The following is a 13,569-nucleotide window of genomic DNA, read 5'->3' as shown; positions in this document are numbered from 1 at the left end:
GGCCGATGCCTCAGGCACCGGCCGGACGAGAAATCGATCACGCCGCCTTGGCGACGTGATACTCCTTGATCGCGACCATCTTAATCGCCGGATAGCGTTCCGCCTCGTAGCGCAGCGAGAAGCTGTCCTGCGCCAGGAACACCGGGTCGCCATCGAGGTCGCGGGCGATGTCGCCGCGACGGGCCGTGACGAACTTGTCGAGTTCGGCAGGCTGATCAGCCGAGATCCAGCGGCAGACCGAGAAGCGCGACATTTCGAAGGAAACCGGCAGGCCGTATTCGGCGCTGAGGCGCTCCTTCAACACGTCGAGCTGCAGCGCGCCGACGACGCCGACGATTGCCGGCGAGCCGTCTTCGGGCGAGAAGAGCTGCACGACGCCCTCTTCCGCCATCTGCTGCAGCGCTTCCTTCAGCTTCTTGGCCTTCATTGCATCTTCCAGACGCACGCGGCGCAGGATTTCCGGCGAAAAATTCGGCACGCCCTGGAACACCAGCGACTCGCCCTCGGTCAGCGTGTCGCCGATCCGGAGCGTGCCGTGGTTGGGGATACCGACGACGTCGCCGGCATAGGCGGTGTCGGCGAGCTGGCGCTGCGACGCGAAGAAGAACTGCGGGGCACTGAGGCCCAACTGCTTGCCGGTGCGCGACAGCCGCGCCTTCATGCCGCGCTCCAGCTTGCCGGAGCAGACGCGGGCAAAGGCGATACGGTCGCGATGGTTCGGGTCCATGTTGGCCTGGATCTTGAAGACGAAGGCCGTCATCTTGTCGTCGGTGGCGTGCACGGTGCGGATATCGGCCACCTGGTCACGCGGCGGCGGTGCGATGTCGCCGAGCGCGTTGATGAGATCGCGCACACCGAAGTTGCGCAGCGCCGAACCGAAGAACACCGGCGTCAGGTGACCTTCGAGGAAAGCCTTCTTGTCGAAGGGCTTGCAGGCCTCGATCGCCAGCGTCAGCTCGTCGGTGAAGACGTCGCGCTCGTTTTCCGGCAGGCGATGGGAGGCCATCTCCGGACCGTTGACTTTGGTCGGGATTTCCTGCGTGTCGGAGCCGCGCACGGTGTCGTGGGCGAGATTGTAGGAGCCGCAGAAGGTCTTCGAGCGGCCGATCGGCCAGGTGACGGGCGCGCAGTCGAGCGCCAGCTTTTCCTCGACCTCGTCCAGGATCTCGAAGGGATCGCGGCTTTCGCGGTCCATCTTGTTGACGAAGGTGATGATCGGAATATCGCGCATGCGGCAGACTTCGAAAAGCTTCAGCGTGCGCGGCTCGATACCCTTGGCGGCGTCGATGACCATGACCGCGGCATCCACCGCCGTCAGCGTGCGGTAGGTGTCGTCGGCGAAGTCTTCGTGACCGGGCGTATCGAGAATGTTGAAGACGTTGCCGCCATATTCGAAGGTCATCACCGAGGTGACGACCGAGATGCCGCGCTCGCGCTCGATCTTCATCCAGTCCGAACGGGTCTGGATCCGATCCTTCTTGGCCTTGACCTCGCCGGCGAGCTGGATGGCGCCGCCGAACAGCAGCAATTTTTCGGTGAGCGTGGTCTTACCGGCGTCCGGGTGGGCGATAATCGCAAATGTGCGGCGGCGGGAGACCGCCTCGGCGAGAGTTTCAGCCATGTCGTAGAATCCTGTGAGTTGCCGCGTCCTTTACAGGCTCGGCCCCGATTATGCAATTGACCGAGGCGCCCGCCGCCCGGCTTATGCGGTCATGAGCACGCACCCATCCGAATCCCGCCCGACCCTCAACCTTGTTCGCCTGCCGCATGGCGAAGGCCTCGAGTTGCCCGCCTATGAGACGGCAGGCGCCGCCGGCATGGATCTGCGCGCAGCCGTTCCCGGCGATCGGCCGCTCATGCTCACCCCGGGCAAACGCGCCCTCGTTCCGACCGGCTTCATCTTCGAGGTTCCCGTGGGCTATGAAGCGCAGATCCGCCCGCGCTCGGGCCTCGCCTTCAAGCACGGCATCACCTGCCTCAACACACCCGGCACCATCGACAGCGACTATCGCGGCGAGGTGAAGGTGCTGCTCATCAATCTCGCTGACGAAGACTTCATCATCGAGCGCGGCATGCGCATTGCCCAGATGGTGATCGCGCCGGTCACGCAGGTGACTGTCCGCGAGAGCGACAATGCCAGCGAGACGACGCGCGGCGCCGGCGGCTTCGGCTCGACCGGGGTTTAATCTACGCAATTCCGGACGGAAAACCGCCTCACACTTTTCCTGGAATTGCTCTCGTCTACGCAATTCCGGACGGAAAACCGCTTCACACTTTTCCTGGAATTGCTCTCTTAAATTAACGGCGGCAAGCGGCGCTTGACCGGCGACGACTTGACGATCGAAGTGTTGGTCTGCGCCTTCTCGGCGATCCGGTCGAGGATCGTGTCGAGCTGCGCCATGTCGCGCACGAAGAGCTTGGCGATGAAGCAATCGTCGCCGGTGACCTTGTCGCATTCTACGATTTCGGGCGTGTCCTGGATCAGCCGCTCAACGATGTGCAGCATGCCCGGCATCGGCCGCACGCGGATGACCGCCTGCAGGGGATAGCCGACCTTCTGGGGATTGAGGGCGATGGTGAAGCCATCGAGAACGCCGCGCTCTTCCAGCTTGCGCAGACGATCCGCAGCACTCGGCGAGGAAAGGCCTGCCTCCTGCGCCAGCTCCTTCAGCGATACCCGGGCATTGGCTGCCAGAATGTCTAGGATCCGTCGGTCAATCTCGTCCAGCATCACGGCACCATAAGTCATAGTAACGAACAGAACTTCGATAATTAGGCAATATAACACAATTGCCTTCGTTCATCCATGGGAAAGGCTGCAAGCACCGGCTATTCTCCGATCACCAACATGGAGCGGCGAACATGAATACCGAACTCAAACGCGGCAGCATCGAGATGACAGCCGCGATGCTGATTTCCGGAACCATCGGCTGGTTCGTGCTGAAGTCGGGGCAGCCGGTGACGAGCGTCGTCTTCTGGCGCTGTGTCTTCGGCGCCGTGACACTCGTCGGCATTGCCTGGTTTCTCGGTCTGTTCGATCGCCGCCACTTCAGCCGACGGATGCTGCTGCTTTCGATCGTCGGCGGCGTCGCGATCGTCGTCAACTGGCTGCTGCTCTTCGCCGCCTATTCCCACGCCTCGATCTCGATCGCGACGATGGTCTACAACACCCAGCCCTTCATGCTCTTGGGGCTCGGTGCGCTCTTCCTCGGCGAGAAGATCACGGCCACCAAGATCTTCTGGCTGTCGGTCTCGTTTGCCGGCATGCTGGCGATCATTTCGGCCAAACCCGGCCACGGCTTCGCGCCGGAAAGCTATCTGACGGGTGTTGCGCTGGCGATCGGCGCGGCCTTCTTCTACGCGATCGCAGCGATCGCGACGAAGCTGCTCAAGGGTACGCCGCCGCATCTGATCGCGCTGATCCAGGTGATCACAGGCACCTTGATGCTGGCGCCGATGGCGCTCGCGGCGCCCGCCCCGTCTGGTGCCGCGCAATGGTCGATCCTGGTCACGGTCGGCATCGTCCACACGGGGCTGATGTATGTGCTGCTCTATGGCGCGATCCAGCGACTGCCGACGCATATGACCGGCGCGCTCTCCTTCGTCTACCCGATCGCCGCCATCGTCGTCGATCGCATCGCCTTCGGCCATCAGTTGCAACCGATCCAGATCCTCGGCTCGATCGCCATCCTCATTGCCGCCGCCGGCATGAATCTCGGCTGGAAACTTCGCCTGCCCTCTTCTATCAAGCGGGAGCGCGAAGGGAGAACCGCATGATCACCTGCTACCTGAAATACGTCATCGACCCCTACAAGGCCGCCGAGTTCGAGCACTATGCCAAGCTCTGGATTCCGCTCGTCAACCGTCTCGGCGGCACGCATCACGGCTATTTCATGCCGCATGAAGGGGCAAACAACATCGCGCTCGCGCTCTTCAGCTTTCCGAGCCTTGCGGCCTATGAAAGCTACCGCCAGGAAATGGCCGCGGATCCGGAATGCCAGGAAGCCTTCGCCTATGCCGAGAAGACGCGCTGCATCGTCAGCTATGAGCGCAGCTTCATGCGGCCGGTCTTCGAATAGTCCCTGGTCGATAAAGCGCGGATTAACGCCGCGCCTCCGATGCCATGCTCAGCGCGAAGCCGAAAAGCGCCGTACCCATGGCCCAGCGCTGCACCACCATGAACAGCGGTCGCCCGGCGAGGAAGGCCGCGATGCCGCTGGCGGCAAGCGCGATCATCGCGTTGACGGTAACGCTGGTCATGATCTGAATCGACCCGAAGACCAGCGACTGGCCGAGCACATTGCCGAGTTCCGGCCGGATGAACTGCGGCAGCAACGAGAGATAGAGCACCGCCACCTTGGGATTGAGCAGGCTCGTCAGAAACCCCATGACGAACAGCTTCTTCGGCCCATCCTTCGGCAGATGGCGGACCTGAAACGGCGAACGCCCGCCAGGCCGCACAGCCTGCCAGGCGAGATAGAGAAGGTAGCCGGCGCCGGCAATTCTCAGCGCATCATAGGCAAAGGGAACGGCGAGAAGCAGCGCGGTGATGCCGAGTGCGGCCGAAATCATGTAGACGACGAAACCGAGCGCAACGCCGCCGAGCGAGATCAATCCGGCGCCCGGCCCCTGGCTGATCGAACGCGAGATCAGGTAGATCATGTTCGGCCCCGGCGTCAGCACCATGCCGAGAGCAAGGAGGGCAAAGCCGATCATATCTTTCAACTCGGGCATGGAGAGGCGCCTTTCGCTCGTTTTCTGCAAGCTCTACCGATCCCGCGTCGGCGGACAACGCCAGACTTGTCACCCGATCAATTTTGTCGTCAGGCGCCTATCGGTCGTCGTTCCTTGATTTCCCTTTTTTGTCCGTCTGCGCTAGAAATCGGCATCACCATCGGAAGGAATGTCCATGACGCTCGCGGCTCTCGTTGCCTATAGCGGCGCACTCTTCATCGCTGCGGCCATACCGGGTCCCGGCGTGACGGCGCTCGTCGCCCGTGCGCTCGGCTCCGGTTTCCGCGAAACCTTCTTCATGGGTCTTGGCATCGTACTCGGCGACATTATCTACCTGACGGCTGTCGTGCTCGGGCTGGCGCTGATCGCCCAGACCTTCACCACGGTCTTCCTGGTCGTGAAATTTGCAGGCGTCCTCTATCTCGGCTACATCGCCTGGAAACTCTGGACCGCGGGGCTGCTGCCCGAGGATATCAAAGCGAAGCCGTCGACGAGTCCGGTGATGTCCTTCCTGTCCGGCCTGCTCGTCACCCTCGGCAACCCGAAGACGATGCTGTTCTATGTGGCGCTGGTGCCGACGCTGATCGACATCGCAGACATCGGCCCCCGCGACTACGGCCTTTTGCTGACGGCAACCTTCCTGGTGCTGTTGGCCGTGCTGGTTCCCTATATGCTGCTCGCGGCGCGCGCACGTCTGCTGCTCAAGCAGCCAAAGGCGCTCCGAACACTGAACCGGGTCGCAGCCAGCGTGTTGGCGGGAACGGCCGCCTATATCGCCGTCCGCGCGAGCTGAAAAAACTTTTCCTGAACAACAACTTCGCCGGTGCTTTTTCCTCCGGCGAATCGTCGCTGCGTGTTTGTCGTTCTGGAATTGAGCAGTCATTGTTCCTATTCTCATAGCTGACAGTTCACGCCCAAGGGAGAAACCCATGTCCGACACACGCAAGCCCGGCCGCGGCCGCGTCTATTCCTCGATCACGGAGACGATCGGCGATACACCCATCGTGCGGCTGGACAAGCTTGCCAAGGAGAAGGGCGTCAAGGCGAACCTGCTCGCCAAGCTCGAATTCTTCAACCCGATCGCCTCGGTCAAGGACCGCATCGGCGTGGCGATGATCGAGAGCCTGGAAGCCCAGGGCAAGATTACTCCCGGCCGCACGACCCTGATCGAGCCAACCTCGGGCAACACCGGCATCGCGCTCGCCTTCGTCGCCGCCGCCAAGGGCTACAAGCTGATCCTCACCATGCCGGAAACGATGTCGGTCGAGCGCCGCAAGATGCTGGCCCTCTTTGGCGCCGAGCTGGTGCTGACGGAAGGTGCCAAGGGCATGAAGGGCGCGATCGCCAAGGCGCAGGAACTGGTCGAGACGCTGCCCGACGCCATCATTCCGCAGCAGTTCGAGAACCCGGCCAACCCGGAAATCCACCGCAAGACGACCGCCGAGGAAATCTGGAACGACACCGAAGGTGCTGTCGACATCTTCGTGTCCGGCATCGGCACCGGCGGCACGATTACCGGTGCCGGCCAGGTGCTGAAGGCGCGCAAACCCTCGATCAAGGTGATCGCGGTCGAGCCGGAAGAGTCCCCTGTGCTTTCCGGCGGCAACCCGGGCCCGCACAAGATCCAGGGCATCGGCGCGGGCTTTGCGCCGGCGATCCTCGACACCTCCGTTTATGACGAGATCGTCACCGTCAACAGCGGCGAAGCGATCGAGGCTGCTCGCCTCGTCGCCAGGCTCGAAGGCGTGCCGGTCGGCATCTCCGCCGGCGCAGCACTGACGGCGGCGATCGAGGTTGGCCAGCGCGAAGAAAACGCCGGCAAGACCATCGTCGTCATCATCCCGTCGTTTGCCGAACGCTATCTCTCGACCGCGCTGTTTGAAGGCCTCGGCGGCTGATCGACAAGCCTTCTCCCACGAAAGGAAAGGGCGCCTCGCGGCGCCCTTTTGTTTCGAACCGACCTCTACGCCGCCGCCTGCAGCCTCTCGCCGGCAATGCGGTAGGAAATCGCTTCGGCCAGATGGATGCGGCCGACCGTCTGCGCGCCATCGAGATCGGCGAGCGTGCGTGCGACCTTCAGCACACGATGATAGCCGCGCGCAGAAAATTTCATCTTCTCGGCGGCATCCCGGAGGAGTTGCAGGCCGGCCGCGTCGGGCTCGGCGATCTTCTCGATCATCGATGTCGAACACCGGGCGTTGCTCGTCAACTCCGGATGACCGAGGGCAGCGAAGCGGTCGGTCTGCAGGGCACGGGCGCGGGCAACCCGACGGGCGACGACCTCACTGCTTTCGGCTGCAGCCGGCTTCAACAGATCGGCGGCACTGACGGCAGGCACGTCGATGCGGATATCGATGCGGTCCATCAGCGGGCCGGAGATGCGCGCCTGGTAATCGGTCATGCAGCGCGGGCCGCGGGCGCAGCTGCGTCCGGGCTCGCCGGCCATGCCACAGCGACAGGGGTTCATGGCGGCGACGAGCTGGATGGCGGCGGGATAGCTCACCCGGTGATTGGCGCGGGCGATGATGCATTCCGCGGTTTCGAGCGGCTGGCGCAGTGCGTCGAGCACCTGCGGCGTGAACTCCGGAAACTCGTCCAGGAACAAGACGCCATGATGGGCGAGCGAGGCCTCGCCGGGCTTGGCGCGCAAGCCGCCACCGACCATGGCGGCCATGGTTGCGGAATGGTGCGGCGTGCGGAACGGCCGCCGGTCCGAGAGTTTGCCGCCCGGCAACTGCCCGGCGATCGAGTGGATCATCGACACTTCGAGCAGCTCGGCCGGATTGAGCGGCGGCAGGATCGACGGCAGCCGTGCGGCGAGCATCGATTTCCCCGATCCCGGCGGTCCCACCATCAACAGATTGTGGTTGCCAGCAGCAGCCACCTCCAGCGCCCGCTTGGCGCTTTCCTGTCCCTTGATGTCGGCGAGATCGGGCAGGTTGGCAGCGCCCGAGCGGATCGCGGCCTGGGGCCGCGACAGCACCTGCGTGCCGCGGAAATGATTGGCGATCGCGATCAGGCTGCGCGGCGCGAGAATGTCGATCTCCGCACCTGCCCAGGCCGCCTCCGCCCCGCTTTCGGCCGGGCAGATCAGCCCCTTGCCGAGCGCATTGGCGCCGATGGCGGCGGGAAGCGCGCCGGCAACGGCGGCAATGCTGCCGTCGAGATTGAGCTCGCCGATCACGACATAGGGCGCCAGCGCATCGCCGGGGATGGCCCCGAGCGCCGCCATCAGGCCGAGCGCGATCGCAAGATCGAAGTGGCTGCCCTCCTTCGGCAGATCGGCGGGGGCGAGATTGACGGTGACGCGCTTGGCCGGCAGCGCCAGACCCGAAGCATGAAGCGCTGCCTGCACCCGCTCGCGGCTTTCGGCCACCGCCTTGTCCGGCAGGCCGACGATCTGCATGCCGACTTTGCCCGGCGCGATCATCACCTGAACGTCGACCGGCAGACCCTCGATACCCTGAAATGCGACCGTGCTGACGCGCGCGACCATGGTTGCTCCCTCGCCCCGGGCGTCCCGTCATTACGGGCGCCGCAACCGCCTTGGGTTGCAAGACGGAGCCTTGCACGGTTCACGCACAAAAACAAGAACAATTACGGAACATCTGAGGCAAGACCTACGCGCTGCCGTTGGCAAGGGCGCACCCCCGCAGCCGCGGGCGGAAGCCGCGGCAATCTCCGTCATCCGGAGACAGGTTCTACCGGAAGCGCCGGATCAGGCGCGTTTGCGCTCGATCGCGTCCCAGAGCAGGCTCGCAACATCGGCGCCGCCAAACTTCTTGACTTCGCGGATGCCGGTCGGCGACGTGACGTTGATCTCGGTCATGTAGTCGCCGATGACGTCGATGCCGACGAAGAGGAAGCCGCGGGCTTTCAGCGCCGGAGCGATGCGGGCGCAGATTTCCCTTTCGCGCGCCGTAAGCTCGGTCGCCTCCGGCCGACCGCCGGCATGCATGTTGGAGCGCGCATCATGTTCGGCCGGAACGCGGTTGATGGCGCCGACCGGCTCACCGTCGACGAGCAGGATGCGCTTGTCGCCCTTGCGTACCGCCGGCAGGTATTCCTGGGCGATGAAGGGCTCACGGAACATCTGGCCGAACATTTCCAGAAGGGAAGACAGGTTGCGGTCGTCACGGGTCGAATGGAAGACACCGGCGCCGCCATTGCCGTAGAGCGGCTTCAGGATGATGTCGCCCATCTCCTGGCGGAAGCTGGCGATCTCCTGGGGGTCGCGGGTGATCAGCGTCTTCGGCATCAGGTCGGCGAATTCGGTGACGAAGATCTTCTCCGGCGAATTGCGCACCCAGGCCGGATCGTTGACAACCAGCGTCTTCGGATGCAGGCGTTCCAGAAGATGCGTCGAGGTGATGTAGCCCATGTCAAAGGGCGGATCTTGGCGGAGCAGGATGACGTCCATGGTCGACAGATCGACGCGTTCGGCTTCGCCAAGCGTGAAGTGATCGCCCTTGACGTCGCGCAGCGTCATCTGCTGCACGCTCGCATAGACCTTGCCGTCGCGCAGCGACAGTTTTTCGGGCGTGTAGTGGAAAAGGCGGTAGCCGCGCGACTGTGCCTCGAGGCTCATGGCGAAGGTAGAATCACCCGCAATATTGATGCCCGACACATGGTCCATCTGGACCCCGACATTGACGATTTTCGCCATCTTCCCGTCCCCTGTGGATCACGCCAAGCGTGATCGATTTCAAATCGTCAGAACGGAAGAGGACGAGAAAACCGCTGCCCTCTCCCGCACTGGAAAAGCCCTCGACATGTAGAATGCGGGCGTGCCTTAGGCAAGGAGAGCTGAGCCTATTCGAAGCCTTCGACCACGCAGGTGATGAGATCGTGATCCGAAAGCGGCCGGCCGGTTTCATCGAGCGAGGGAATGATCCTGGTTTCGCCGATCTTCAGGCCGCGCGCGAGGAACCAGTCGAGCTTCATCGCGCGCTCCGGCCAACGGGTGATCAGGCTCGGCCGGGTGGTCATCACCTCAAGTGGTCCACCGTGACGGGTGAAGCCGCGGGCAGCGCTCATCGCAAAGAGCCCTTCGGCTTCGAAGTCGCCGCCAGCATGGTTGCCGGTGTTGAGATCGCCGCCGATCAGCACCGGCAGACCGGGAAAGGCTTCGTCGAGCGCATCGATCAATTCCCTGACCTGGCGTTCGCGGTAGGCCGCGGTCGTCGCGCTTTCAAGATGGGTGGAGACGGCGACGAAGGGGCCTGACTCGGTCTCGATAACGGCACCGATCGCGAAACGCTCGCCGAGACGCGGCTGTTCGCCATCGGTGAACCAGAGACGCTCGCCCCAGAGGCGCAGCATGAAGGGCCGGCCGAGCGGCACCGAAGCCATCAGCGCATTGCCGTGAAAGCCCCTGGCGTTGAAATCATCCTCGCAGAACGCGCGCTCGGTATCGGAGCCGAGGCCCATCTCAATGAATTCGATGCCATAGGCATATTGCATGCCGAGTATAGCAGCGACTTCGGCGGTCGGATGGCGCTGGCCGGTGCGGGCCATGCCGTTGTCCATTTCCGATAGCAGCACGACTGGGGCCTTGGTTGCTGCGAGATGTCCAGCACTTTCCGGTGCGAACAGGCAGCGCTCCAGGTTCCAGGCAGCGACGGTGAAGGGAAAGGCGAGCGGCGCGGTCGAGGACGGCGCGGCGCCGACCTCGATGCTGTTCATTTCCGGTCGCGCGGCCATGGCGGCGTCATGGGCCGCAATGGTGCGCAGCATCGAAGCAAATCCTGCACGCAGTTCGAGCGATGGAACGGCAAGCTGCTCAACGGCTTCATGGATCACGATGCCGTCTCCAGCCGAAGGTTCTGCGCCGGTGCATCACCGGCAAAAGACGTGCCCCGTTCCAGCCGCTTGCCGGTTTCGGGCGAGAAGAAGTGCAGGCGGTCGACGGCAATCGTCACGGCGAGATCACCGGAAAGCGGCATTTCCGGAGAGAGCGCTATCGTCAGAGGTTGGCCCTCGATGGTGCCGTGCACGAGCCGCTGAGCACCGAGCTCCTCGACATAGTCGACCTGGAACAGCATCGCATCCTCGCCGACACCGGCAAGCCGGAGGTCCTCGGCGCGCAGGCCGACGGTCACAGCGCCTTCGACCGGGGCGCGGCTGCCAAGCTCAATCCTGTAGAGGCCGATCTGCAGGCTGCCGCCCTCGATCTGGCCCTTGATCAGGTTCATCGCCGGCGAGCCGATGAAGCTCGCGACGAAGGTCGAGGCCGGACGGTGGTAGACGTCGAGCGGACGGCCGATCTGCTCGATCCGGCCGCCGTTCAGCACCACCAGCCGGTCGGCGAGCGTCATCGCTTCGAGCTGGTCGTGGGTGACGTAGAGCGAGGTCGTGCCGAGGCGCTTCTGCAGGCGCTTGATCTCGCCGCGCATCGAGACGCGCAGCTTGGCGTCGAGGTTGGAGAGCGGCTCGTCGAACAGGAAGGCCGCCGGCTTGCGCACGATCGCGCGGCCCATGGCGACGCGCTGACGCTGGCCACCGGAAAGGGCGCGCGGCTTGCGCGCGAGATAGGGCTCGATTTCCAGCATCCGCGCGGCTTCGGCGACGCGGGCATCGATCTCGGCCTTGGGCGTCTTGCGGTTCTTCAGGCCATAGGCGAGGTTGTCGTAGACGGTCATGTGCGGATAGAGCGCATAGTTCTGGAAGACCATGGCGATGTCGCGCTCGGCCGGATCGACGTCGTTGATGACGCGCGAACCGATGGTCACCGTGCCCTTCGAAATCGTCTCGAGCCCGGCGACCATGCGCAAAAGCGTGGACTTGCCGCAGCCGGACGGGCCGACCAGCACGATGAACTCGCCGTCCTCGATATCGATCGAGACGGATTTCACCGCCTCGACATTGCCGTGATAGATCTTCGAGACCTCGGCGATGGTAATGGCCGCCATGGCTGCCTCCGTTAAAATGGTACCGTTTCAGAAGCGGGCGGGACAGTTGTCCCGCCTCCACTCCGCTTACTTGTCGCTTTCGGTCAGGCCCTTGATGAACCAGCGCTGGAAGATCACGACGATCATCACAGGCGGCAGCATGGCGAGGATCGCCAGTGCAAAGGCCTCGTTGTAGTCGGGGATGTTCGAGCCGACCCAGACAAGCAGGATCTGCTTGATGCCGCGAACCAGGGTGAAGAAGCCTTCGTCGGTGGTCATCAATGTGGGCCAGAGGTACTGGTTCCAGCCGTAGACGAACATGATGATGAAGATCGCCGCCATCATGGTGCGCGACAGTGGCACGAGCACGTCGATGAAGAACTTGAACGGCCCGGCGCCATCGATGCGCGCCGCCTCAAGCAGCTCGTCCGGCACCGACTTGAAGAACTGCCGGAAGTAGAACGTACCCGTCGCCGAGGCGAGCAGCGGCACGATCAGGCCGGTGTAGGTGTTGGTCAGCTTCAGCGTGTTCATCACTTCGTAGGACGGAAGGATGCGCACTTCGAGCGGAAGCAACAGCGTGGTGAAGATTACCCAGAAGAAGAAGGTCGCCAGCGGAAAGCGGAAATAGACCAGCGCATAGGCCGCGAGCATCGAGAGCACGATCTTGCCGACGGCGAAACCTAAGCCGAGGATCATCGAGTTCAGCATCATGTTGAAGCCGGTGATCTTGCCGGTGAAGCCGCCTTGACGGGTCAAGACCGTCTGGTAGGTCTCGACGAAATGGCCGCCCCAGGTGAGGCTGAGGCCATTGCGGTGGATATCGGCTGCCTCGTGCGTCGAGGTCATGAAGGCGACGACGACCGGCGCCACCATGATGAAGACGCCGAAGAGCAGGATGACGTGGTCGAAAATCTTGGTGCGATACATCGGCGCCGCCTCAGTTGTAGTGCACGCGCCGCTCGATGAAGCGGAACTGGAAGATGGTGAGAACGAAGACGATCAGCATCAGGATCACCGACTGGGCCGAAGAGCCGCCGAGATCGTTGCCGCGGAAACCGTCCATGTAGACCTTGTAGACAAGGGTGATCGGGTTGTTGGCGGCCTTGTCCTTCACCATCACGTCGATGACGCCGAAGGTATCGAACAGCGCATAGGTGACATTGATGATCAACAGGAAGAAGGCGGTCGGCGCCAAGAGCGGCAGGATCACCGTCCAGAAGCGGCGGAAGCCGGAGCGGCAATCGATCGCCGCCGCCTCGCGCACCGAGACCGGGATGCCCTGCAGGCCCGAGAGGAAGAAGATGAAGTTATACGGGATCTGCTTCCAGACGGAGACGACCACCATGGAAAAGGCGGTGTCGAAGTAATTCAGACCGACCTTGATGTCCCAGCCGAACCAGCGGGCGAGTTCGACGATCGGGCCGATATGCTGGTCGAAGAACATCATGCCGATGAGGCCGGCGACCGGCGGCGCGATGGCATAGACCCATATGAGCAGCGTCTTGTAGGCGGCGTTGCCGCGGATGACGCCATCGGCCTTGACGGCGAGCAGCAAGCCGATCGACAGCGCGAAGAAGGTGACGAGCGCCGTGAAGACGGCAGTGAAGCGGGCGATTCCGAGATACTCGCCCGATTTCAGCACGTCGGTATAGTTCGTCATGCCGACGAAGGTCGAGCCGAAGCCGAAGGGGTCTTCCAGATAGAAGGACGACTGGATCGCCTGAACCGACGGCCAGTAGAAGAAGATGAAGATGATCGCGAGCTGTGGCGCGAGGAAGAGGTAGGGCAGGAACGGCGAGGAGAACTGAACGCGCTTGGCAACGCCTTCTCCTCCGCTCTTCGACTGGCCACCGAAAAACCGGAAGGCGCCGAAGCGACGCCCGCCGGTTTGGGTTCCGGTTCCTCCCCGCGAGGCGGGGAGGAGATCTGTCGCGGTCGACAT

The 13,569-nt window shown here is 63.2% G+C and carries 14 protein-coding genes; 5 read left to right on the top strand and 9 right to left on the bottom strand.

What is annotated here, in order from left to right:
* Nucleotides 1–37: 37 nt before the first annotated feature.
* Nucleotides 38–1,621: a peptide chain release factor 3 gene (locus tag ASE60_RS01385; RefSeq protein ID WP_057247943.1), complete on the bottom strand. Its 1,584-nt coding sequence runs from the start codon at nucleotides 1,619–1,621 to the stop codon at nucleotides 38–40.
* 91 nt (nucleotides 1,622–1,712) lie between these two features.
* Here ASE60_RS01385 and dut point away from each other — a divergent pair, with 91 nt between their 5' ends.
* On the top strand, nucleotides 1,713–2,186 hold the full coding sequence (gene dut, locus ASE60_RS01380; RefSeq protein ID WP_057247942.1) for a dUTP diphosphatase: 474 nt from the start codon (nucleotides 1,713–1,715) through the stop codon (nucleotides 2,184–2,186).
* Nucleotides 2,187–2,293: 107 nt separating this feature from the next.
* On the opposite strand, the gene ASE60_RS01375 is transcribed toward dut, so the two are convergent.
* Entirely contained in the window at nucleotides 2,294–2,731 is a 438-nt protein-coding gene (locus tag ASE60_RS01375) for an Lrp/AsnC family transcriptional regulator (RefSeq protein WP_057248242.1), read from the bottom strand.
* Nucleotides 2,732–2,862: 131 nt separating this feature from the next.
* Here ASE60_RS01375 and ASE60_RS01370 point away from each other — a divergent pair, with 131 nt between their 5' ends.
* Together ASE60_RS01370 and ASE60_RS01365 are read left to right on the top strand one after the other, a co-directional pair.
* A complete protein-coding gene (locus ASE60_RS01370) occupies nucleotides 2,863–3,777 on the top strand; it encodes a DMT family transporter (RefSeq protein WP_057247941.1) in 915 nt (304 codons plus the stop codon).
* Nucleotides 3,774–4,079 carry an NIPSNAP family protein gene (locus ASE60_RS01365; protein ID WP_057247940.1) on the top strand — a complete coding sequence of 102 codons (306 nt, stop codon included), beginning with the start codon at nucleotides 3,774–3,776 and terminating at the stop codon, nucleotides 4,077–4,079. Before ASE60_RS01370 ends, ASE60_RS01365 begins: the two co-directional genes overlap by 4 nt.
* A 22-nt stretch (nucleotides 4,080–4,101) precedes the next feature.
* On the opposite strand, the gene ASE60_RS01360 is transcribed toward ASE60_RS01365, so the two are convergent.
* Nucleotides 4,102–4,734 carry a LysE family translocator gene (locus ASE60_RS01360; protein WP_057247939.1) on the bottom strand — a complete coding sequence of 211 codons (633 nt, stop codon included), beginning with the start codon at nucleotides 4,732–4,734 and terminating at the stop codon, nucleotides 4,102–4,104.
* 175 nt (nucleotides 4,735–4,909) lie between these two features.
* Between ASE60_RS01360 and ASE60_RS01355 the strand changes: the two genes are divergently transcribed.
* Both ASE60_RS01355 and cysK read left to right on the top strand, forming a co-directional pair.
* Nucleotides 4,910–5,527, top strand: coding sequence for a LysE family translocator (locus ASE60_RS01355; protein ID WP_057247938.1), 618 nt, complete (start codon nucleotides 4,910–4,912; stop codon nucleotides 5,525–5,527).
* Between the two features lie 136 nt (nucleotides 5,528–5,663).
* Nucleotides 5,664–6,632 carry a cysteine synthase A gene (cysK, locus tag ASE60_RS01350; protein ID WP_057247937.1) on the top strand — a complete coding sequence of 323 codons (969 nt, stop codon included), beginning with the start codon at nucleotides 5,664–5,666 and terminating at the stop codon, nucleotides 6,630–6,632.
* A 65-nt stretch (nucleotides 6,633–6,697) separates the two neighbouring features.
* Here cysK and ASE60_RS01345 read toward each other — a convergent pair whose 3' ends face one another.
* The 6 genes from ASE60_RS01345 to ASE60_RS01320 form a co-directional block, all read right to left on the bottom strand.
* A complete protein-coding gene (locus ASE60_RS01345; RefSeq protein WP_057247936.1) occupies nucleotides 6,698–8,230 on the bottom strand; it encodes a YifB family Mg chelatase-like AAA ATPase in 1,533 nt (510 codons plus the stop codon).
* A 222-nt stretch (nucleotides 8,231–8,452) separates the two neighbouring features.
* On the bottom strand, nucleotides 8,453–9,400 hold the full coding sequence (gshB, locus tag ASE60_RS01340; RefSeq protein WP_057247935.1) for a glutathione synthase: 948 nt from the start codon (nucleotides 9,398–9,400) through the stop codon (nucleotides 8,453–8,455).
* Nucleotides 9,401–9,546: 146 nt separating this feature from the next.
* Nucleotides 9,547–10,470 (bottom strand): endonuclease, encoded by a 924-nt coding sequence (locus ASE60_RS01335; protein WP_113479382.1) that lies wholly within the window; start codon nucleotides 10,468–10,470, stop codon nucleotides 9,547–9,549.
* Between the two features lie 62 nt (nucleotides 10,471–10,532).
* Nucleotides 10,533–11,645: a sn-glycerol-3-phosphate import ATP-binding protein UgpC gene (locus ASE60_RS01330; RefSeq protein WP_057247933.1), complete on the bottom strand. Its 1,113-nt coding sequence runs from the start codon at nucleotides 11,643–11,645 to the stop codon at nucleotides 10,533–10,535.
* Nucleotides 11,646–11,711: 66 nt separating this feature from the next.
* The gene (ugpE, locus tag ASE60_RS01325) at nucleotides 11,712–12,554 is read right to left on the bottom strand and encodes a sn-glycerol-3-phosphate ABC transporter permease UgpE (RefSeq protein WP_057247932.1); all 843 of its coding nucleotides are present in this window, start codon (nucleotides 12,552–12,554) and stop codon (nucleotides 11,712–11,714) included.
* Between the two features lie 10 nt (nucleotides 12,555–12,564).
* Nucleotides 12,565–13,569 (bottom strand): ABC transporter permease subunit, encoded by a 1,005-nt coding sequence (locus tag ASE60_RS01320; RefSeq protein ID WP_244495502.1) that lies wholly within the window; start codon nucleotides 13,567–13,569, stop codon nucleotides 12,565–12,567.

The sequence above is a fragment of the Ensifer sp. Root278 genome (assembly GCF_001429285.1).
GTDB lineage: Bacteria > Pseudomonadota > Alphaproteobacteria > Rhizobiales > Rhizobiaceae > Ensifer.
This window is presented reverse-complemented; position numbering and strand designations above follow the sequence as displayed.